Origin of the sequence: Bradyrhizobium sp. 195 (assembly GCF_023101665.1) — a bacterium.
GTDB lineage: Bacteria > Pseudomonadota > Alphaproteobacteria > Rhizobiales > Xanthobacteraceae > Bradyrhizobium.
On sequence record NZ_CP082161.1, the window covers coordinates 7650756 to 7672340 of the forward strand.

Here is a 21585-nt window from a genome sequence, read left to right on the forward strand (position 1 = left end):
TTTGCCGTCATGCCGTCGGGCTTGGGACATTAACGCCTTGAACCGAACAGAGCTCAACACAACAGCACGCGCCGTCAACAGCGACGACCACTCAAGATCGGGCGCCCGCGCCTTGCCCGCATTGCCTTTGCGAGCCAAAATGCTCGCCGCTGCTTTCTCCAGGTGGTCTGCTCGTCGAGTGAGAGAGGGTCCTGCGGCAGGGATTCCGCTCGATGTTGCAAAGTTCGCCACGCATCGCGTTTTCGCAGATTGGCCGGGGCTCGGCACTAAGTAGCGTTTTCGCTTAATGCCCGCTGACGTCTGTGGCACGGCCCTTGCTCGTGAGGCGACGAATGCGACGAAGAACGGGTCCACGGCGAATGTCGCAACCACAACTGACTCCTGATCTCTCACATCGGCGCATGCTGTTGACCCTTGGGTGCAGCGGCTTGGATGTGACTTGCGTGATCGAGGCACTCAGTCGAGACTGTGTCATTTTGATTCGTAATGTCTCACCGAGCGAGTCGGACGGCCTCGTACATCAAATTGCCGGTGAACTGGGATTGCAAAAAAAGCTAGAGCTGGAGGCCGGCTTTTCCGATTTTCTTGGTCACCGACGGCGGATCAACAAATACTTCATGAGCGTTAATTCCCGAGATGATTATCAGTTTGTCACCCCGCATTCCGAAGGAGATAGAATATCTAATATGCAGTTGTCGTGCTTTTATTGTTTCGAGAATAGTAAAGACGGAGGAGAAACAATCCTATTGAACATCGACGACACAAGTGAGGCATGGGGACTTTTACGAGAAAAAACGACAAAAATATTACCTGGATCAAAGCCATTGTCTCGGGGCATGATCACTCGTGCAAAAGCACTTTATCGTCTGAGCTCGCCGGATGACTATTTGGTACCAGATGACCAAATAGTAGCCGAGGTGAAATCCGAGATCCCGGGCCTTTTGCTGGCGATTGTTATGGCAAGGCCGAAAAGAAGCTTTTCCCTTCTCCTAGGGCGCGATGTGAATGTCCTTTGGGATAACATTGGTAGTGTTGACCAAAGCTGTCTTCACTTTTTCGTTCGGATGTTGCAGGAGCGCGAACTTCTCAAGTTCCCGCCGAACGGTTTTGAGTTGCACCAACTGGACCCCGTTAATGCAGGACGGAGCTGGTGTTCAGGCGCCGATTACGAGAAACTTTTTTGTGACGAGATTATTCTCAAGCTAAAACCAGGGGACCTTGTTATTCTGAACAACCTAACTTGGGCGCATGCGGTGAACAATTGGACATCGGCACCGGGCACTCGAAGGATAGCCGTGGCATTGGCCTAGCGTAGTCCCCACTTTTCCTGAAAGTTGAGTCTTGCTTCAAGGGTGCATGAGCAGCATCCCCGAGCGACAGCGATTAGCCTGACGAAGGAGTGACCTGCCACTGCTTTTCATCCAGCGGCAGTTAGAGTCTCGGGGGTTTTGTAGCGAGACCGAACTTTGGACCACCCAGAACTAGAGTTTTGCGCCTCTGTCACGTTCGCGGGCTGGTTGCGCCAACGTGGTTGTGCAGCAAAATCGGCGGTCAATTGCCGATCGCCCCATGGGGCCGTTCTTCGTTATACAACAAGGCTCAAGAACGCCCACAGGATCGTTCTTCGCGAGGTTCTTTATCGACATCATCCCTGGTTTGGTCGCCGAGTTTGCGTTCATGGAAGGGTCGAGAAGGCTAATGATGTCGCTTTCCGCTGCTCTCTTGATGGATCGAAAATAGATCGTTGCCTGGAAGTTCCAGCGTGGATGTTCGACAGGACGGCATGCCCTGACGCTGAGCCTTTGACAGCTCAGCCGTTTGTCAGCATTGACGCACTTGCTGCGGCATGCGCCATTGATCCTTCGCCCGAAGCTTGATGCCGCGATGCTATCTTGGCTCGGCCGCATGCTGTCCAACTGCACAGCCAGCCGCTATGCCCTCAACAAGGGACGAATGTTGCGTCTGGCGGACTACAGTCGCAAGGCGCTTGCCGAGGTAAGGGCGGAAGCCTCGCTTCACTATGACGAACGCATGCAGGGAACCCTGCAGGTGTTTCGAACACAACAGCAGCTCGATGCATCAGCAAAGGACGTGAAGGCTCTTGCAGCAGATGGCGTTCCATTTGAGGTGCTCGATCGAGACGGTTGCGTTCGGGTCGAACCCGCATTGCGCCATGTTCGCGATCGAATAGTCGGAGGACTTTTGACTCCGAAGGACGAGACCGGCGATTGCTTCAAGTTCACCCATGCACTGGAGCAGAAATCCGCTGCATTGGGCGCCGATTTCCGTTACGGACATTGCATCAATGGACTGGAGATCGAAGCCGGCCGAGTGCGTGGTGTGATCACCGATCGCGGGGCTATTCGTTCGGACGCGGTCGTTGTCGCACTGGGAAGTTATTCGCCGCTTCTCCTCAAGAAGATAGGATTCAAGTTGCCAGTCTATCCTGTCAAGGGATACTCGCTGACGATTCCCATTACCGACACTTCGCGCGCCCCCGAATCGACGGTCATGGACGAGACATACAAGATTGCGATTACCCGCCTCGGGGATCGCATTCGTGTCGGCGGAATGGCCGAAATCTCGGGTTACACCAATGACCTCGTCGAGGCACGCCGGCTAACGCTGGAGTATTCCGTGATGGATCTGTTTCCCGGTGGAGATCCCAAAAACGCGTCCTTCTGGTCAGGGCTACGACCGATGACGCCGGATGGAACGCCAATTATCGGCGGGACCAGAATTAGTAATCTATTCTTGAACACAGGACATGGCACTCTCGGTTGGACGATGAGTTGCGGCTCCGCACGGGTCATAGCTGACCTTGTCTCTGGTCGAAGGCCTGACATTGAAGCTGCGGATTTCGGACTAGAGCGTTACGAATAGTTCTACGCCTAAGTGTCCGACCGAAAAATAAGTTGAGTGATATCAGCGAGTTCTCATTCCATCGGTGTTGCGAAGCATCAAAGGATCGAGAATGTGGACTGATATCACCCGGGCACAGTTTGCCCGAGAGGAGCTGCGTTTGCCAAGCGACTTGACGGATGCGGAATGGGGCGTGCTGGAGAGGTTGCTTCCTGTGCGGGCCAAGCGCGGGCGGCGCCCGAAATGGAGCTATCGCGACATCGTCGAGGCAGTGCTCTATCTGCTGCGCGGCGGATTGCCGTGGCGCATGCTGCCGCCCACTCTGTTTCCACCAATGACCACGGTGCAGTACTATTTCTACCAGTGGCGCGACAACGGATTGTGGCAATCGATCACCACGCACTCCTGATGCTGGCGCGCGAGGCGATCGGCCGGGAGGCCTCGCCCACGGCCGGCGTGATCGACAGCCAATCGGTCAAGACTACGGAAAGTGGCGGCCCTCGCGGCTACGACGCGGGAAAGAAGATCAAGGGTCGAAAGCGCCACATCGTCACCGACACCCAAGGGCTCCTGGTCGGAGCGATCGTTTCAGGATCGCGACGGCGCGCCAGATGTCCTGTGCAGCATTCGCTACCGCTTCCCCTGGCTGCGCCATATCTTCGCCGATGGCGGCTATGCCGGCGAAAAGCTCAAGGCGGTGCTGGAAAGATCGGCCGGTGGACTGTCGAGATCATCAAGCGCTCCGATGCCGCACAGGGCTTCGAGGTGCTTCCGCGCCGCTGGGTGGTCGAACGAACCTTCGCCTGGCTCGGCCGCAACCGCAGATTGGCCAAGGACTTCGAGCGAACCATCGAAAGCGCAACTGCCTGGCTCTTCCTCGCCTCTGTCCAACTCATGACAAGGCGCATCGCAGCGATAAAAACAGCAATGCAATTTTGAGTCAGGCTCTAAGGAACGAGTCGACTGAACTTGGACGATGAGACTCGCGCGCGAAGGGTGTGTGGCTTCCACAAAGGCATCATCCTCGTATGGACCAATATGCCAGGCAGGAAGGATCGCAAGCGCTAGCAGGACTGCGAAAGTGACTGTCCCCATCGGGGCCATAGGAACAGTGAACGGGCGGACGAGGCGGCGCGAAGCAGTGCAAGCTCCCTTCAAGAGAAATCTTGGTCACGAGCAAGCTGTCATAAGTTTCGACGTAATTTCGAGATCTACGCTAGGCGATCGTCGTATCCCAGCACCGAAGCCTCCGCCAAGCGGCAGAGACCCTCGGAGTTAAGCAGTCAGCGCTGAGGCGCCACCTGCGCAATTTCGAACATAAGTTGGGTGGTGCTATCTTCGAGCGCTCTGCCCAATCGCATAAAATGGCTAACCCGTCCAACGACGACGTAAACTCACCGGTTGCGATCTTTAGGAAAGGTCTTGGGCGTCACAGGCCGAACGAAGAATTCGGACAAATGAACGTCCAGCGCCTCGGCGATGCGCTCGAGCAGATCAATTGTCGGGTTTTTCGATTGCCGCTCAAGACTGGCCAAATAGGAGCGGTCAACGCCGGCCTGATAAGCCAATTTCTCTTGCGAAATGCCGCGGCTAATCCGAATCCGACGCACATTCCAAGCCACAAGTGCACGAGTTTCCATGTGCAAAGCATGCCATGAGCTCGGGCGTCAAATCACTGGCTATAACCCGCCTATTAGATTTGATCGTTGGGAACTGCCAACAGGTAGAATGTGGCCTCGCCCGAAATGGCGGTCAGATTTTCCGCCTACTTATTAGCCCCATCGCGCCGTGCGCCTACGTCGGTTCGAAGATACGTTCTGGAACATCTAGCAACTCACGCACATGGGGGTCGTTGAAAAAGCTCCAATTGGCTGATTCCGTTCTCGTCGGCGATTCGCGATCGGCGGAGCAAACGAGATGCTGGGGCGCAAGGAGCGGGATCAGTTGGAGCTCTTCATCACGGGCTCGCTGAAACAGCTCGTCCCAGATGAGCACGTGCTGGCGCGGTCGATCGTGTGCTCGACCTGTCTTGGCTAAGGGAAGAGGTCTCCGACTGCGCGAACGACGGTCGGCCAGGCATCGATCCGGAAGCCGCGGTACGGCTGATGCTCGCGGGTCTGCTCACCGGGATCGTACACGATCGCAAGCTGATCCGTGAGGCTCAGGTCAACATCGCCATTCGCTGGTTTGCTGGTTATGGCCTGCACGAGCAGCTACCGCACCATTCAAGCCTGACGCGCATCCGCCAGCGCTGGGGCGAAGAGCGATTCCGTAGGATCTTCAAACGCACGGTCGAGGCCTGCCTGAAGGCCAAGATCGCAACAGCCGAAGTGGTTCACATCGATGCGTCGCTGATCCGCGCCAACGTGAGTTGGGACAGCCTCACCGAGCAGCATGTGATGGATATGCTGAGCGAAAATCAAGGCGAAGATGGAAGTGAGGATGAGAGAAGGGCCGCAAAGCGGGAAGTACAAAAGGTCTGCACGACTGATCCCCGATGCGACAATGGCCACCAATGCCCGAAACCGGCGGCTGGAGCCCGCTTACAAGCAGCACACTGCCGTCGATGACAAGGTCGCATTGCCTCACCTTAATTGTTACCGGATGCTAAGCCGTTGCCTCACGTAAATTGCTCCCTTGGATCGGGAACGACCGGGGGCGAAGGTGGGGCGGCTAACCATGGTGACGCGGAAGGAACTGACGGCGGCGGCAGGCGCGCGCTATCGGACGTCGAGTCGCGCCAATCCGGCCAGGCGATACGCCCGGGAAATCGACCCGAAATGGTGAATCACGGTCAAACCCGCGCGCAAGTTCGGCTCATCATATAACGCAATCGGCGCGACAGGCTCGAAACCGGAAAACCTCGTCCATGCAAACTCGGGATTTATTTATCACAACCGGCTTCTGCAGTCTGTGGATCGTCCGATTGTATGTCACTCGACCGATGCACAGTTCGCTGTTCCCTCGACAAGATTCTCCGAATGATTGCAGGGCAAAGCAAGCAAGCTCCCGGCCCGATGGACAGCAGTTCAGCAAGCGAATGCCCTGGGCAGGTTCGCGCAGGATCGGGCCACCACTGCGGATATTCCCGATTTTACCCGTTTAGATTGAAACTTTGCTTCCCATTGATTTGGAAGAAAATTCTACTACCAGTTGTTTTTTTGATCGATCCCAACTGCGGTTTGGCATGGTAGCACCGAATCATACGAGCTAGAGGGGGTTGCGCTTCGACCGTGCCAATGGAATTTCGAGATCTACGCTGGGCTATCGTCGCATCCCAGCACCGAAGCCTCCGCCAAGCGGCAGAGACCCTCAGGGTTAAGCAGTCAACGCTGAGTCGCCGCCTGCGCAATCTCGAACATAAGTTGGGCGGTGCCATCTTCGAGCGCACTAAAGCCGGTACGCGACCGACCATCGAAGGTCAGGAATTCCTCGATGCTGCCCGGCGCATCGTGAATGATACTGAGGCGATGACCGGCCGCCTCAAGAGCCGCTGGCGCGGCGAGAGCGGTCTATTGAACATCGGGATCCACGCCTCATTCTCCGCCGGCAATCTACGGGCCACCCTTCTCGAGCACCAGCGGCGCTTCCCTGATGTCAAACCGCATTTCGTCGACGGATCGAGCGACGATTTGATGTCCGATCTCGCCAGCTCCGCCATTGATATCGCGTTCGTGGCCGAGCCCAATCCGAGGTGGAGCGACAAGTCATTATTGGTGTGGAGCGAACGTGTCGTCGTCGCCCTTCCCGAACACCATCCGCTGACAGCCCGCAATGTAGTTCACTGGGGCGAACTGCGGCATGAAGCCCTACTATTGTCACAGCACGGCCCTGGACCGGAATTCCACAAACTGCTCATCAGCAAGTTGGGAACTTCCGATCCATGCCCGGTACTTCGTCATGATGCGTCGCTCGATCGGCTCCTCACCCTGGTCGGCGCCGGCTGGGGAATGCTGTTGGCCTTGGAAGGTGCGACCGGCGCGACCTATCCGGGTGTCACCTTCCGCGAGGTGCATGACGCCGAGGGTCCGACCCGGCTGAGCTTCCGCGCTTACTGGCGGCAGGCCAACGGCAATCCATCGCTACGTCCGTTCCTTGACCTGCTTCGCGAGCGCTATCCGGATCTCTCGGCTGATCCAGGTGCGGGCTGAGCCGCATTTCGTCGGGCCTTCGCAAAAGCGCGGTCGGTTGCCATGAATCGCTCTATCATCGGCGCAATCAGTTTGCCGGGCTCGGTCGGCGTCGTCGTGCCTCCACTACGCGTTAGGATCTCAGCATAGCTTTTGAGATCCCTGAAGACCGCCGCCGGCAGCTCGACGGTGAGCTTGACTGGTTTGTCGTCTTCGAGTGGTCCAAGCTTGAGCTTTGTCACGGTGTTGCTCCCTTCCGGTACGGCGCCAGCACGAGATCGCGCGTGACGATGACGCGAACCGGGAAACCTGGCCGGATAGTCAGCGTCGGTTGGATGTTGAGCTGGCGCTGCACGATCTGCTGGCCGGTCTGGCTGATGCTGTTGGATGCGCCGCTGCGGATCGCTTGAACGAGATTGTTCTCGTTCTGGCTCGTACCCGCCTCGGCTCCGACGCTGAGCATGGTCGAGAGGACCGCGGCCTTGAACAGCATGCCCCAATGGTTGTCGACCTCATCCTCGAGCCCGGCATAACCTCCGGTATCGGCGCCGGGCTGGCGCTCCAGCACGATCGAGTTGCGGTCCGGCATGATGATGCGGGTCCAGACCAGGAGAATGCGGCTCTGACCAAACGCAACCGAGCTGTCGTACTGGCCGATCAGCTTGGCCCCCTGGGGGATCAGAAGATATTTTCCGGAGGGGCTATCGTACACCGCCTCGGTGACCTGAGCGGTGATCTGGCCTGGCAGATCGGACCTGATGCCCGTGATGAGTGCAGCCGGGATTACGGTGCCCGCCTGCACGACATAGGGCGAGACCTTGGCCTCGAGCCGGTCCGGACTGACCGTGCGCTTGTCGGTGGAAGCGTTGAGGAAGGCTTCCTTGCGGTCCTGCATGTTCTGGGTGGATCCCGCATCGACGGGTGGTGTCGTGGCCGGCGGCGTCGTGGCTCCGTTCGAGGTATTCGGGATGACTTGGCCGATGCTCTGTGGTTGCTGAACAGTCTGGGCGAACAGACGGCTGACGCGCGCCGCCTCGATCTCCTGGGCTCGGTGCTGCGCCTCCGGATCGGACGTCATTCCCGGGACCACGGTATTCGCTGCAGCGCCTGCGTTGAGGATCGGCTTGCCGAGATCGCCGGGCAACGGCGGCCCGAGCGGCGGCGCTTGACGCGGCAGACCGGTGTAGTCCTTCGGCAACCCGGCTAGGCCCTCGGCCGAAGGTCGGTTCTGAGTGCTGAGCAGCTCTTGGCCGGTCTGCGACTTGTTGCCGGTCTGGAGGGCATAGCCGAGCGCGCCCGCGACTGCGAGGGCAGACACCGCGCCGAGGCCGATAAGCACCTTGCGCGAGAGGCGTGTGACACGCGGCCGCTCGCCTCGGAGCCGAAGGTCGGGCGGCGCGACGGGCGGGATGTCGCTCTGACGTTCGTCTTCGTTGCCTATCGCCATGAGCGCGGCCTTCCGTCGGTGCGGACGATGCGCACGCGCCGTTCGCTATCCTTGTCGCCAAGACGCAATTCGGCGGCAGCGAACAGGCGGTCGACGATGTAGTAATTGCGGTTCGCTCGGTAGTTCACCAGTTCGGAGCCGCCGGCCGGACCGATGACGAACAGCGGCGGCATTTCGCCCTGGACGATGCCGGTGGGGAATTCGATGTAGACTTTGTTTCCGTCGTCAAAGGCGCGCAGCGGACGCCAGGCCGCATCGTCGCCCTCGATCGCGTAGCGGAAGTTGATCGCGGCGAGATCGACGCCGGCCGCAATGGGAGCTGCGGTTTCAGCCGCCGCATTCTGCCGCCGAAGTGCAATCAGTTGGTCCTCGGGATACTGCCAGGAGACCGAGGCCATGTAGGTCTTCTCCGTCGAGCGCAGCTCGAGGAGGTAGGTCCGCCGATCGGTGTTGATCACGAGATTGGTGACCAGTTCCGGCCGCGTCGGCTTGACCAGGATGTGGATCTTCTTGGTCGCGCCCGCACCGCTCTCGGTATCGCCGATGATCCAGCGCACGGTATCACCGGCGGCGACCGGACCGGAGCCGACGAGTTGCTCGCCCTCTTGGAGTCCGACATCGGTGATCTGACCCGGCGCCGTATAGACTTGGTAGAGGGCTCCGCCCGAGAACGGATAGACCTGTACCGCGTTGATGAAGCCATTGCGGACCGGCTGCACCCGTGCGGCGGCGTTGGCCTGTTTGACGCGAACCTTCGGATCGGCGGCTTCGGGCGTGCGCTTGCTCCAAGCGAGCGGTTTTAACTGCCCAGGGAGCGGCAGGGGCTGGGGCAATTCCACGATCTTGACGGGCGGCGGCGGATCAGTGGTGAGCGCTGCCGGCTCCGCAGTGTCATAGTTGATGTCGGGCGGGATGAAATTGTGCGCGCAGCCGCCAAGCACCGAGGCGACCATCAGCAAAGCCGCAAAGGCGGGTTGACGGAAAGACGTATCGCCGTCTTTCCAATTTTGGTGAACGATGGAAAAGCGCCAAGCCGGACCGCCGGCTTTCGAGAAATTCGGCGGGGTCATTGTCCCAGCTCCTTCGACCAGTTGATAGCGTTGACGTAGATGCCGAGTGGATTCTTGCGCAGCCGATCGGCGTCCGTGGGCGGCGCAATTGCGATGGTGAGGATCGCGGTCCAACGTGTGGTGCCGGCGAGCGCTCCGTCCTGATAGCGGTGCTCGACCCAAGCGACGCGAAAACTGTCGGGCGAGGCGCGGATGACGCTGGAGACGTCGATCGCGACCTGCTGCTTGCCGAGATTGGCGAAGGGGTCATTGGCGCGGGCGTAGTCGTTCAGCGCCACCGAGCCCGCCGTGGTCGTGAAATCATAAGCCTGCAGCCAGTTGTGCCGCACGATAATTGGATCGGCCGGAAGCGAGCGAACGATCTGGATGAAGTGGGCGAGATACCAGGCAATCTGCGGGTCGTTCGGCCTGTAGTCCGCGGTGGCTGGCGCCACGGCCTGCGCCTCCCCGAGCTTGTCGACCTGCACCACCCAGGGAACGACGGTGCCGTGCGCGGATTCCCAGACGAGCCCACCAGCGAGGCCGCAAGAAAGGATCAGCGAACCGAAGGCCATCAGCCGCCAGTTCCTGGCCTGCACGCGGGCGGAGCCGATGCGTTCATCCCAAACCCGCGCCGCGCGCTGGTAGGGGGTTTCGGGTTCGGGGGTGCGGCCATAGCGGACCGACGATCGCCGGAAGACTGACATTTCTTATTCTCCTCCCGAGAGGTCGACGGAGTGGCCGCCACCATGGCTGTCGCCGGATTTGAGGGCTTGCGCGGCTGTCTGAGCGCCGTGAATGACGGTCTGATTGCGCTTGACGCGCTGGGCCCAGGCGGGCGGACCGCTTTCGCTCGCTGCTTGAGATTCGGCTCCATCGGGTGCAGCCTCGCCACTCCCGATGGTCCCCATCGTCGAGGAGCCACCGGTGTTGGCGACGCCGGCACGGGCACCGGAGGTGAAGCTCTCTCTCATTGCCCCCGCCGCTTGGGAAGCGGCGCGTCTGACGGGAGCTGCCGCGTGACTTGCCGCCGCGCGGCCTGCGCCACCGAGACCGGACGCGACGCTGCCAACGCCGGACCGACCGGCCGATGCGAGGCTGTAGGCGGAGGACACACCGCCCGCCATCGCCGCACCACCACGCGCGGCGGCCGCAGCACCGGAACTAGCCGCCATCGCCCCCCTTCCGGCGAGCCCAAGCGCAGCTCCACCCGCCATAGCCGTGCCGGCGACGGCGAGGCCCGTGCCGACGGCAGCGCCGACGCCAAGCTGCGGCGCGCCCGACACAAGCCCGGTGGCGATGCCCGGACCGAAAATGCCGAGGCCGAGCATGGCGAGTGCCGCCAGCACGACAGAGAGCGCTTGCTCGATGGTCGGCTCCCCGCCGGCATAGGCAGTTGTGAATTGGGAGAAGAGCCCGGTGCCGATGCCGACGATGACAGCAAGCACCATGACCTTCACGCCGGAGGCAACGACGTTGCCCAGCACCTTTTCCGCGAGGAAGGCGGTCTTGTTGAAAAGCGCGAAGGGAATAAGGATGAAACCGGCAAGCGTCGTCAGCTTGAACTCGAGCAGCGTTACGAACAGTTGCACCGCCAGAATGAAGAAGGCGATCAGCACGAGTAGCCAGGACACCATCAGCACGGCAATCTGGACGAAGTTCGCAAAGAAGCTGGTGAAGCCCATCATTTGGCTTGCGGAGTCGAGCAACGGTTGCCCGGCATCGAGTCCGACCTGCGCAAGTCGGCCGGGCCGCAGGAAGTCCGCGGTCGAGATTGATGAGCCGCCGGCCTTCAGTCCGAGGCTAGCGAAGCTATTGAAGATGATGCCTGAGAGCTTGGTGAAGTTGGTGATGATGAAGGCAAAGAAGCCGATGTAGAGGGTCTTCTTCACCAGCCGTTGGAGAATGTCTTCGTCTGCGCCCCAGGCCCAGAACAGGCCGGCGAGCGTGATGTCGATGACGATCAACGTCGACGAAACATACGTGATCTCGCCTTTGATCAGGCCGAAACCTGAATCGATGTAGGTCGTGAAGGTATTGAGAAAGGTGTCGATGACGCCGACGTTGTTCACGGCTTCTCTCCCTGTGGAGCACTCGTCGTCGGCTGTGTGGCCGGCGCGGCCTGCGGCAGAAGTGGCCGCGCCGGCCCGCCGAAGAAGCGCGCGCGGTTCTCCTCCCAGACCGCCTGGCAGTGCGGATCTTCGGCATCCTGGGGGCCAAGCGCGCGGCAGCGGCGCAGCTCGGCCGAGAGATTATCGGGAGCGGAGACAGAGGGTGCATCGGATATAGGCCGCTCCGCCGGACGCCGATGAATGACGTGCAGCGTGGCAAGAAAAATCGCGAACACAATGATCATCGCGCCTACGCGAAGGATATCCGAGCGCTCCATGATCGGTGTGCCTTAGTTGCCGCTGAACATGGTGACATTGCCGGGCTGATAGCCGCTGCGTGTCGAGAAGATCTTGTATTGTTGCTGGCCCTGCGATTCGGTCGCGGTCACGCGCGCCTGCTCCAGCGCGTCCGCCCGTCCCTTTGCGGCGAACACCGCGACTAGATCGGATAGCTGCTGGGAATGCAGGGCCAGGAGCTGATTGCCGGCCTGAGCGGCCTGCAGGGCGCCACTCGCCGACTGGCTGGCGGTGACCAGCGAGCTCATTGCGCTGGAGTTGGTCGAGATATTGCCGACGACCCCGGCCTGCACCTTGAGCGAGTCTTCGAACGCGCCTACCGAGTTCTGCCAACGACTTTGGGCCGCGGCAAACATTGTCGAATTGGAGCCCGTGGCCGCCGCCGTGCCGTAGGTGCTGGAATATGTCGTCTGGATGCGCTCGACGTTGAAGGCGATGTTCTGGGCCTGGCTCAGCAGTGACTGAGTCCGTGCGACCTGTGACTGAAGCTGGGTCAGCGTCGACAACGGCAGATTGGCGAGGTTTTTTCCTTGGTTCACCAGGCTCTGAGCCTGATTGGTCAGCATCTGGATCTGATTGTTGATCTGCTGCAACTCACGCGCCGCGGTCAGCACGTTCTGGCTGAAGTTGGTGGGGTCGTAGACGATCCACTGCGCGGAGGTTGGCGTCGTCGAAGGCGGCAAGATCGATAGTGCGAGCGAGAGAGCGGCCGCGGCGACCAAGCTTGCGCGTCGCGTCTTAAGAGTGGTCATGATTGCACCTCCAGGTTTGTCAGGTCGGGGATGAGATCGGCGGCCCAGAGCAGCTCGTGATCCGCGAGCCAGGCGGGCGTGAAGTCGTCGCGGCGGTGCTCGGCGAGCAGCCGTTCAATTGCGGCATGGTCGGCCTTGGAGGACGCGGCGCAGAAGGCGAGCGCGACCGGCCCGAGGCCGAGCTCGAAGAGCCGATTGCCCCGACGAGATTGGCAATAATAGTCCCGCTTCGGTGTCGCCCGCGCGATGATCTCGATCTGGCGGTCGTTCAACCCAAACCGCTGGTAGATGGCGGTGATCTGCGGTTCGATCGCGCGCTCATTCGGCAGGAAGATGCGCGTCGGGCAGCTCTCGACGATTGCGGGTGCGATGTTGCTGGCGTCGATGTCGGAGAGCGATTGGGTTGCAAAGACGACAGAGGCGTTCTTCTTCCTCAACGTCTTCAGCCATTCGCGAAGCTGCTGGGCGAAGGCCGGATCGTCGAGGACGAGCCAGCCCTCGTCGATGATGAGCAGCGTCGGCCGACCGTCGAGCCGTCCCTCGATGCGATGGAAGAGGTAGGTGAGGACGGCGGGCGCAGCACCCGCGCCGATCAAGCCCTCGGTCTCGAACGCCTGCACCGACGCGAAGCCGAGCTGCTCGGCCTCCGCGTCGAGCAGGCGGCCGGAGGAGCCACCAACACAATAAGGTTGCAGCGCCTGCTTGAGCGCGGTCGATTGCAACAGAGCAGTGAGGCCGGTGATCGTGCGTTCCTCGACCGGCGAGGATGCCAGCGAGGTCAACGCCGACCAGACATGCTCCTTCGCGGTCGGATCGATGGTGACGCCCTCCTTGGCAAGGATCGCGGTCACCCATTCGGCAGCCCAGGCGCGCTCTGCCGCATCGCCGATACGTGCGAGCGGTTGAAGAGACACGGAGTCCTCCGCGCTGTTCGACAGACTTCCGCCGAGGTCGTGCCAGTCGCCGCCCATGGCAAGCGCAGCTGTGCGGATCGAACCGCCGAAATCGAAGGCGAAGATCTGGCTCTTCCGGTAGCGGCGGAACTGGATCGCCATCAGCGCGAGCAGCACGGACTTGCCGGCACCGGTCGGGCCGACGATCAGGGTGTGACCGACGTCGCCGACATGCAGCGAGAAGCGGAACGGCGTCGAGCCTTCCGTCTTGCCGAAGAAGAGCGGAGAGCTGCGGAAATGCTCATCGCGGTCTGGCCCGGCCCAGACCGCCGAAAGAGGAATCAGGTGAGCCAGGTTCAGTGTCGAGAGCGGCGGCTGGCGGACGTTAGCATAGGCGTGCCCTGGCAGAGAGCCGAGCCAGGCTTCGAGCGCGTTCACCCCTTCCGGCATGCAGGTGAAGTCGCGCCCCTGGATCACCTTCTCGACGAGCCGAAGCTTCTCGGCGGCGAGACCGGCGTCCTCGTCCCAGACGGTGACAGTCGCGGTGACGTAGGCCTGGCCGACATCGTCGGTGCCCAGTTCCAGCAAGGCGAGATCGGCGTCAGTGGCCTTGTTCGCCGCATCGCTATCCACCAGTGTTGAGGCTTCGTTGGTCATCACCTCCTTGACGATGGCAGCGACGGACTTTCGCTTGGCGAACCACTGGCGGCGGATCTTGGTCAGCAGTTTCACCGCCTCGGTCTTGTCGAGCAGGATCGCACGCGTCGACCAGCGGTAGGGGAAGGCAAGCCGGTTCAGCTCGTCGAGGATTCCAGGATGGGTTGCGGTCGGGAAACCGACCACGGTGAGTGTGCGAAGGTGGTGGCTGCCGAGACGCGGCTCGAGGCCGCCGGCGAGCGGCTCATCCGCAAGCAACGCGTCGAGATGCATGGGCGTCTCGGGAACGCGTACGCGCTGTTGCCGGGTCGAGATGGTCGAATGCAGGTAAGTTAGCGTCTCGCCGTCATCGAGCCATGCCACTTCGGGCATGAACCCTTCGACCAATTGCAGGACGCGGTTGGTCCGGTCGACGAAGCCACGCAGCAGCTCGTGAGGATCGACACCGCTCTGCGCTCGGCCCTCATAGAGCCACCCCTCGATGCGCGAGGCATCCTCGGCCGGCGGGAGCCAGACGAGAGTCATAAAATAACGGCTCTCAAAATGCGCGCCGGCCTCCTCGAAAGCGTCCCGTCGTTCCAGATCGACCAGCGCTGATGCGGCGTCGGGAAAGGTGTTGTGCGGATACGTCTGGGCGGTGATACGCTGGGCCTCGACGAAGATCGCCCAGCCTGAGCCGAGACGGCGCAGCGCGTTGTTCAGGCGGGACGTCACGCCGACGAGTTCGGCTGGCGTCGCGCTGTCGAGATCAGGGCCGCGGAAGCGAGCCGTGCGCTGGAACGCGCCGTCCTTGTTGAGGACGATGCCCTTCTCGACCAAAGCGGCCCAAGGCAGGAAGTCGGCGAGACTATGGGGCCGGGTGCGATATTCGGCGAGGTTCAGCATGAAAGGCTCACTCGCCGAGATAGGATGGATAGCGGAGGTGACGTCGAACGACGTCCACGAACTGCGGGTCGCGCTTGGCCGCCCAGACCGCCGCCGCATGGCCCACCGCCCAAATCAGCGCTCCGGGGATCCAGAGGTGGAGGCCGAGCGCGATGGCGGCCGCCAACGTGCCGTTGGCGATCGCAACCGTGCGGGGCGCGCCGCCCATAAGGATCGGATCGGTGAGCGCGCGATGGACCGGCGCGAAGAAGCCCGGAACTTCCGGATCGACGATGCCGGCCATCAGACCAACGCTCCGCCGGAGAAGCTGAAGAAGGTCAGGAAAAAGCTCGACGCGGCGAAGGCGATCGACAGTCCGAAGACGATCTGGATCAGCCGGCGGAAGCCGCCGGAAGTATCGCCGAACGCGAGCGTCAAACCGGTCACGGTAATGATGATGACCGACATGATCTTGGCGACCGGACCTTGCACTGACTCCAGGATCTGGTTGAGCGGCGTCTCCCACGGCATCGAGGAGCCGGAGGCGTGGGCCGCGGGCGCGACAACGATGGAGATGACGGCAATCGCCGCAAGCTCCGTGAAGCGGCGGCGAACGCGACGGATCGCGGCAGGCAATTGGGTCATGATCGGTCTCCGGTAAGCGAGGATTGGCCGCCCGCCTCGGCGGACTGGACGCGGTAATCGCCGGTGGCGGGATCGAGGCCGGCAATGAGAGCGAGTTCGGCAAGGCGGCGTTCGCTGCCGCGGCCGCGCAGCACCGCGACGAGATCGATCGTCTCGGCAATCAGCGCCTTGGGAACGGTGAGGACGGCCTCCTGGATGAGCTGTTCTAGACGACGAAGCGCGCCCAGCGCGGAGCCTGCGTGAATCGTTCCGATCCCGCCGGGGTGGCCCGTGCCCCAGGCTTTGAGGAGCTCCAAGGCTTCGCTGCCGCGTACCTCGCCGATCGGAATCCGGTCGGGGCGTAGACGTAAGGAGGACCGAACCAGATCGGACAGGGATGCGACGCCGTCCTTGGTGCGCAGCGCGACCAGATTCGGAGCGCGGCATTGCAGCTCACGCGTATCCTCGATCAAGACCACGCGATCGGTGGTGCCCGCGATCTCGGCCAGCAGTGCGTTTGTCAGGGTGGTCTTGCCGGTCGAGGTGCCACCGGCGACCAGGATGTTCTTGCGGGCGGCGACGGCTTCGCGGAGCACGCCCGCCTGCCCTGCCGTCATGATGCCGGCCGCGGCGTAGTCGTCGAGGGTAAAAACAGCAACGGCGGGCTTGCGGATCGCAAAGGCCGGCGCCGCAACGACGGGCGGAAGGAGCCCCTCGAACCTCTCCCCCGTCTCGGGAAGCTCGGCCGAGACGCGCGGCTTCTCGCCATGCACCTCGGCGCCAACATGGTGCGCGACCAGACGCACGATCCGCTCGCCATCGGCGGCGGACATCGTTCGTCCGCTATCCTCCAGGCCGCCGGACAGCCGGTCGATCCAGAGCCGGCCATCAGGGTTGAGCATCACCTCGACGATCGAGGGGTCTTCGAGGAAAGTGGCGATCGCGGGGCCGAGCGCGGTGCGCAACATGCGCGCGCCACGCGAGAACGCTTCCGAATGGAGTGAAGTGTCCGCCATGATCGTCCCCCGTCGAGCGCCAATCACGGCAAGCGATCAGCAACGGGGATGGATAGAAAAGGCAGGAACTGGCGCAGTTCAACAAGTATTCAGCCGTCGTAGGGACCCGGCGCAGAGCAGAGAAAAAATACTTGCTAGGTCGCGAATGCGACTCGCTGAGAATCACATAGCAGCAAGGGTGTCGAAGTTCACAATTCCATATGCACGATTTCGACAGGCTCGCCGCCGAGACCGTGAGAGAAATAGCCCCTACCTATGCTTTTAAAGCCATGCTTTTGGTAGAAGCCTTCGGCATTGATCGTCGCTTCGAGCCTCACTGGACCGTTATGGCCTAACCGTGCCTGTTCAATCCCGATCTCGAGCAGTTGCCGACCCAGTCCGGCGCCAGCGGCTTCTGGCAAGATAAATAGGCGTGTTACTTCGCCGGGTTCCGCATCGACAAATCCGACCACGATACGGCCGCGGAGACACACGGTCATTCGCCCCTTGGCGATGAGCTCTTCGTAAAATGCCGGCGTACGGTGGCCCATCCAATTCTGGATTTGGTTGAGAGTAGGATGCGCGAGCAAGGCCGTCGATCGACGCCTTGGTAACGTTGAAAACCGCCTCCGCGTCCTCGCGGCGAGCGGCCCTAAAGGAAACATCATCGAACGTCATAAGAAGTGAACTCCAGATGTTTCTGCCTAGTTCGGTTTGCGAGTTCGCCGGAGTTTTGATCAACCGTGGTCGGCTGATTGCGGTACTCTTCGGCGAATACCGTGCCAATGGAGAAACCCAGCAAACTCGTATGACCGTGAAAATGAACCACGGCATATTCCCTCTTCGACTTAGGCTATTAGCGGATTTTTTGTTCGGTACCACGCAGGTTTCCTGCAGATTTCGGCGAAGATGCGCGATCACTCCCAGTGGACCCTAGGACATCGCAAATGTCAGATGCAAAACTGTCGCTTGAATCGGAAAATATGTCAGATCATTAGGAGACGCCAACCACGATCTCCCTTGAGGCAGATTCAGCGTGAAAGATTCGGAAAGACCTCTGTTTATAGCGTTTTCGTCGGCTTCTTTCTTCATCGTTGGTGTCGGCATTGTTCTGCCAGCCTGGGTAGCTTTCCACGTGGGTGGTTCTGGACTGGTTGGACTGGTGTTACTTTCAACCAGCGTCGCCGGCTTACTGCTCGCGCCGGTTGCCGGCCACCTGGCCGATCGTCATGATCGGGCACAGGTCACGGTGGCGGGGCAGACGATCCGCGCCTTGGGGCTGGCCCTTCTCGCTCCCGTTGGATTTCTCACAGAATCTTTGTCGCCCGTCCTTCTCATCGCTTCCGGCGTATTGGGAGCCTTTGGCTTCGCGCTGCTGTCGGGATCACTGAGCGGCATTTTGCAGGCAATCGTCCCCGAAGCACAGCGCATGGGGTTCGCCCTTCGACTTTCCCTTTTCAATCAGTTGGGCATAGCGATCGGGACGGGTGCTACCGGGCTTGCCATTGACAGGCTTGGCAGTCTCACGACCGCACTGATGTTTGCGGCGGCAGCTCTAGCATGTCTTCCTTTGCTGAAGCCGATCACAGCGCAGGCCCGCGACGTCCGATCGTCTCGACGGCTTAGTCTACTTTCTGCTTCACGGCAGGCTCTCAGCTATTTGCTCGCCAGTCCTCAAGCACTCGCCGCAGCGGTGACGGTCGGACTGGCATTTGCCGTGATCCAGATAACCAACCTTCTCTTACCGGGTTTTGTGATTCGATCGCTCGACGGTGATAGTGGCCTTTTTGGGTTGCTCGAAATGGCTGCCCGCGATCACTGGAATGGTCGCATTGGCGGTAGTGGGCTTTCCGTCCATAGCGAAACGTCTGCAAGGTCTCACACCCGCAATCCTGGCTATTGCTGGCGTATCCCTGTTCTTGTTTTCCCTCGCGCCGAATCGGGCCATCGCTATTGTTCTCTACTGTGTGGCCGGCATGCTCTGGAACGTGTCGCGAGCAGCGGCCAACGGCCACCTTTTGACCGTTGTGGATGCCGGCATGATTGGCCGTGTGCAAGCGTTCACAGCCCTGCTTACAGGTGGCTTCGGGCTTGCGATATATCTCATCCCGACAATTGCGCCAGGAGCCTCGGAGGCAACACTCTACATGGCATGTGGCGCGGCCATTGTGGCCTGCGTCGGCGGGCTATCCCTTTGGACCGCAGGTCAGGAACGATCGCGGAAATCTTGATCTTCGTGGCCAGTTTCGTTGCGTTGAACTTCAACAGAGGTCGCAAACATCACTTGCACAGTTGGTATTTCGCGACCGACGTTTGCGAGATCTTCGCCAACAAATTCGGGCTCGAAGCGGTTAGCTACCTGACTGATAGGCCGTAGCCCTAGCCCATTGCAGGGTTCGAGACCGCCATCCACTTCACTGGCTTGATTTCAGTGTCGCGTCGTCCCTAGTCGCCTTGAAACGAGCCAGTCTGCTGAGCATCCTCCGGGATTTCCTGCCGCAGCTTTGGTCCCTGATTGAGTCGGCGGCCCAGAGCGGCGACAAAGTTATCATAGCGCGCTCCGGCCTGTGCCCTCGCTGCCTTGGCGGCCGGTTCGGGAAGTGGCGGTGTCGTCGTGAGCCAGAAGCGGATGAAGAGAGCGATGGTCTCGACTGAAATTCCAACATCCCGCTCAAGGCGAGCGATCCGGCGGTCGATCTGGTCGAGTCTCTTGGCAGTAGCGGCCTCACGCCGCTCATCGGCATCCGGCGACAGAAAGGACGCAATGGCGGCTTCGGCGATCAGCGACAGCGACTGCTCGCGCCGGGCGGCATAGGCCGACAGCGCCTTCATGACATCAGGTTCGAGATAGACCGACATCTGGGCCTTCTTCTTCGCTGCGGTCATGCCAGCCTCACAATCCAAGCTCATCGCCAGGATCGAGCGAGGCTTGGCGCGCCACGCCCTGCATCATGTCGTTCATACGCCTGATCCGCGGGACATCTTCATCGAGTTCATCGGCGAGGTCAGATGCAAACTCATTGTCGAGCGGTTCCTTCTTTTCCACGATGTCTCGATCCAGTTCCGGATGCCGCCGCCGATCCGCGGACTTTGGATCTTCGTCATCCGTCTGGCCGTCGGTCAACGACGCCAATGGAGTTGGGTGCGGCGGCAGCGGCCGTGAACTCCAGTCGTCCGGCCGGCCGTCGTTGGATTTAGTCAGGGTCGGCGGCGCCGTGATGCGCTCCTGGAAGCGTCCGTCCTCGTAGTAGCGCGCCTTCTTTGCTCGAATCGGATGGAGACCCGACATCATGACGATCTCATCTGATGGCGGGAGCTGCATCATCTCGCCGGGCGTCAACAGCGGGCGAGCGGTCTCGGACCGGGACACCATCAGGTGACCGAGCCAAGGTGCCAGCCGGCTGCCGGCATAGTTCTTCATCGCCTTCATCTCGGTTGCGGTTCCGAGTGCATCGCTCACCCGTTTCGCGGTCCGCTCGTCGTTGGTCGCGAAGCTGACCCGGACGTGACAATTGTCGAGGATGGAGTTGTTGGGCCCATAGGCTTTCTCGATCTGGTTCAGCGACTGGGCGATCAGAAAGCTCTTGATGCCGTAACCCGCCATGAAGGCCAGCGCGGACTCGAAAAAGTCGAGCCGGCCGAGCGCCGGGAATTCGTCGAGCATTAGCAGGAGCCGGCGCCGGCCGGCCTTGGCTTGGAGATCCTCGGTCAAGCGCCGGCCGATCTGATTGAGGATCAGACGGATCAGCGGCTTGGTGCGATTGATGTCCGATGGCGGCACCACGAGATAGAGCGTGGTGGGCCGGTCCCCGCTAACGATATCAGTAATCCGCCAGTCGCAGCGCCGAGTTACCTCTGCCACCACGGGATCCCGGTAGAGGCCCAGGAACGACATCGCGGTGCTCAGGACGCCGGAGCGTTCGTTGCCGGACTTGTTCAAGAGCTCGCGCGCGGCGGAGGCGACGACGGGATGGACGCCGGCTTCGCCCAGATGCGGCGTCCGCATCATCGCGGCAAGCGTCGATTCTATCGGCCGCTTGGGATCGGACAGGAAGGCGGCGACGCCGGCGAGCGTCTTGTCCTTCTCGGCGTAGAGGACGTGGAGAATCGCGCCGACCAGCAGCGCATGACTGGTCTTCTCCCAGTGGTTTCGCTTCTCGAGGCTGCCCTCGGGGTCGACCAGGATGTCGGCGATGTTCTGGACGTCGCGCACCTCCCACTCCCCGCGCCGGACTTCCAGCAAGGGGTTATAGGCCGACGAGTTCGCGTTCGTCGGATCGAACAGAAGCACGCGGCCATGCCGCGCGCGGAACCCGGCGGTGAGCTGCCAGTTCTCGCCCTTGATGTCATGGACGATTGCGGAGCCCGGCCAAGTCAGGAGCGAAGGGATGACAAGGCCCACGCCCTTGCCGGATCTCGTGGGAGCGAAACACAGCACATGCTCCGGTCCATCATGGCGAAGATAGGCGCGCTCGAACCGGCCGAGCACCACGCCGTCGGCCCCAAGCAGGCCAGCCTGCTCGATCTCCTTTGCCTCGGCCCAGCGCGCGGAGCCATAGGTCTCAGCATTGTTTGCTTCACGGGCGCGCCAAACCGACATCCCGATCGCAACGGCTGCGGCGATGATGCCGCCGGATGCGGCGATGTAGCCACCCTCGATGAAGATTGAGGGTGCATAGGCATCGTAGGCATACCACCAGCAGAAAAAGGCGGGCGGGAGATAGAACGGAAAATGGAGCAGCTCGAACCAGGGCTGCCCGAGCTGCGGCTGGAAGCCGAGCCGCCAAGCCGTCCATTCCGTCGCGGTCCAGATAGTCAGCAGAACGATCGCGAGGACTGTGATGACCTGGCCCCAGAGAATTTTGGTCGCGGACATGGCGGCCGTCCTCTCTTGATGTCGGTGA

18 protein-coding genes and 4 pseudogenes are annotated in these 21585 nt (G+C 61.1%); 7 read left to right on the forward strand and 15 right to left on the reverse strand.

The window, feature by feature from the left end; genetic code table 11:
• Nucleotides 1–443: 443 nt before the first annotated feature.
• From IVB26_RS35565 to IVB26_RS43565, 4 genes and pseudogenes are all read left to right on the forward strand, one after another.
• On the forward strand, nt 444–1310 hold the full coding sequence (locus IVB26_RS35565) for a Fe(II)-2OG oxygenase family protein (protein WP_156929122.1): 867 nt from the start codon (nt 444–446) through the stop codon (nt 1308–1310).
• A 529-nt stretch (nt 1311–1839) separates the two neighbouring features.
• Nucleotides 1840–2883, forward strand: a pseudogene (locus IVB26_RS35570) (D-amino acid dehydrogenase); the annotation flags it as partial.
• Nucleotides 2884–2974: 91 nt separating this feature from the next.
• Nucleotides 2975–3801: pseudogene (locus IVB26_RS35575) on the forward strand (IS5 family transposase).
• 284 nt (nt 3802–4085) lie between these two features.
• Nucleotides 4086–4157 (forward strand): annotated as a pseudogene (locus tag IVB26_RS43565) (hypothetical protein); the annotation flags it as partial.
• A 99-nt stretch (nt 4158–4256) separates the two neighbouring features.
• On the opposite strand, the gene IVB26_RS35580 reads toward IVB26_RS43565, so the two are convergent.
• On the reverse strand, nt 4257–4502 hold the full coding sequence (locus IVB26_RS35580; protein ID WP_247377244.1) for a helix-turn-helix domain-containing protein: 246 nt from the start codon (nt 4500–4502) through the stop codon (nt 4257–4259).
• Nucleotides 4503–4779: 277 nt separating this feature from the next.
• Between IVB26_RS35580 and IVB26_RS35585 the strand changes: the two are divergent.
• Both IVB26_RS35585 and IVB26_RS35590 read left to right on the forward strand, forming a co-directional pair.
• Nucleotides 4780–5241 (forward strand): annotated as a pseudogene (locus IVB26_RS35585) (transposase); the annotation flags it as partial.
• Nucleotides 5242–6101: 860 nt separating this feature from the next.
• Nucleotides 6102–7013, forward strand: coding sequence for a LysR family transcriptional regulator (locus IVB26_RS35590; RefSeq protein ID WP_247969576.1), 912 nt, complete (start codon nt 6102–6104; stop codon nt 7011–7013).
• On the opposite strand, the gene IVB26_RS35595 is transcribed toward IVB26_RS35590, so the two are convergent.
• From IVB26_RS35595 to IVB26_RS35650, 12 genes are all read right to left on the reverse strand, one after another.
• Nucleotides 6977–7234, reverse strand: a complete 258-nt coding sequence (locus IVB26_RS35595) for a DUF2274 domain-containing protein (RefSeq protein ID WP_247377240.1) — start codon at nt 7232–7234, stop codon at nt 6977–6979. The two genes, IVB26_RS35590 and IVB26_RS35595, sit on opposite strands and share 37 nt — an antisense overlap.
• Nucleotides 7231–8439 carry a TraB/TrbI/VirB10 family type IV secretion system protein gene (locus tag IVB26_RS35600; protein ID WP_247969577.1) on the reverse strand — a complete coding sequence of 403 codons (1209 nt, stop codon included), beginning with the start codon at nt 8437–8439 and terminating at the stop codon, nt 7231–7233. Before IVB26_RS35600 ends, IVB26_RS35595 begins: the two co-directional genes overlap by 4 nt.
• The gene (gene trbG, locus IVB26_RS35605; RefSeq protein WP_247969578.1) at nt 8430–9509 is read right to left on the reverse strand and encodes a P-type conjugative transfer protein TrbG; all 1080 of its coding nucleotides are present in this window, start codon (nt 9507–9509) and stop codon (nt 8430–8432) included. Before trbG ends, IVB26_RS35600 begins: the two co-directional genes overlap by 10 nt.
• Nucleotides 9506–10195, reverse strand: a complete 690-nt coding sequence (gene trbF / locus IVB26_RS35610; RefSeq protein WP_018457215.1) for a conjugal transfer protein TrbF — start codon at nt 10193–10195, stop codon at nt 9506–9508. The genes trbG and trbF overlap by 4 nt, the downstream gene beginning before the upstream one ends.
• Nucleotides 10196–10198: 3 nt before the next feature.
• Nucleotides 10199–11560: a P-type conjugative transfer protein TrbL gene (trbL, locus tag IVB26_RS35615; protein ID WP_247969579.1), complete on the reverse strand. Its 1362-nt coding sequence runs from the start codon at nt 11558–11560 to the stop codon at nt 10199–10201.
• Nucleotides 11557–11877 (reverse strand): putative entry exclusion protein TrbK-alt, encoded by a 321-nt coding sequence (gene trbK-alt, locus IVB26_RS35620; RefSeq protein ID WP_247532052.1) that lies wholly within the window; start codon nt 11875–11877, stop codon nt 11557–11559. Before trbK-alt ends, trbL begins: the two co-directional genes overlap by 4 nt.
• A gap of 12 nt (nt 11878–11889) precedes the next feature.
• The gene (trbJ, locus tag IVB26_RS35625) at nt 11890–12648 is read right to left on the reverse strand and encodes a P-type conjugative transfer protein TrbJ (RefSeq protein WP_247969580.1); all 759 of its coding nucleotides are present in this window, start codon (nt 12646–12648) and stop codon (nt 11890–11892) included.
• Nucleotides 12645–15083 carry a conjugal transfer protein TrbE gene (gene trbE / locus IVB26_RS35630; protein WP_018457218.1) on the reverse strand — a complete coding sequence of 813 codons (2439 nt, stop codon included), beginning with the start codon at nt 15081–15083 and terminating at the stop codon, nt 12645–12647. Before trbE ends, trbJ begins: the two co-directional genes overlap by 4 nt.
• A gap of 7 nt (nt 15084–15090) precedes the next feature.
• The gene (locus IVB26_RS35635) at nt 15091–15366 is read right to left on the reverse strand and encodes a VirB3 family type IV secretion system protein (protein WP_018457219.1); all 276 of its coding nucleotides are present in this window, start codon (nt 15364–15366) and stop codon (nt 15091–15093) included.
• Nucleotides 15366–15707 (reverse strand): TrbC/VirB2 family type IV secretion system protein, encoded by a 342-nt coding sequence (locus IVB26_RS35640; protein ID WP_018457220.1) that lies wholly within the window; start codon nt 15705–15707, stop codon nt 15366–15368. Before IVB26_RS35640 ends, IVB26_RS35635 begins: the two co-directional genes overlap by 1 nt.
• Nucleotides 15704–16702, reverse strand: a complete 999-nt coding sequence (gene trbB, locus IVB26_RS35645) for a P-type conjugative transfer ATPase TrbB (RefSeq protein ID WP_018457221.1) — start codon at nt 16700–16702, stop codon at nt 15704–15706. Before trbB ends, IVB26_RS35640 begins: the two co-directional genes overlap by 4 nt.
• 188 nt (nt 16703–16890) lie before the next feature.
• Nucleotides 16891–17232 carry a GNAT family N-acetyltransferase gene (locus IVB26_RS35650; protein WP_247969581.1) on the reverse strand — a complete coding sequence of 114 codons (342 nt, stop codon included), beginning with the start codon at nt 17230–17232 and terminating at the stop codon, nt 16891–16893.
• Nucleotides 17233–17717: 485 nt separating this feature from the next.
• Here IVB26_RS35650 and IVB26_RS35655 point away from each other — a divergent pair, with 485 nt between their 5' ends.
• Nucleotides 17718–19058, forward strand: a complete 1341-nt coding sequence (locus IVB26_RS35655; protein ID WP_247969582.1) for an MFS transporter — start codon at nt 17718–17720, stop codon at nt 19056–19058.
• 68 nt (nt 19059–19126) lie between these two features.
• On the opposite strand, the gene IVB26_RS35660 is transcribed toward IVB26_RS35655, so the two are convergent.
• Entirely contained in the window at nt 19127–19567 is a 441-nt protein-coding gene (locus IVB26_RS35660) for a CopG family transcriptional regulator (RefSeq protein ID WP_018457225.1), read from the reverse strand.
• 7 nt (nt 19568–19574) lie between these two features.
• Entirely contained in the window at nt 19575–21557 is a 1983-nt protein-coding gene (locus IVB26_RS35665) for a conjugal transfer protein TraG (RefSeq protein WP_247969583.1), read from the reverse strand.
• Nucleotides 21558–21585 lie beyond the last annotated feature (28 nt).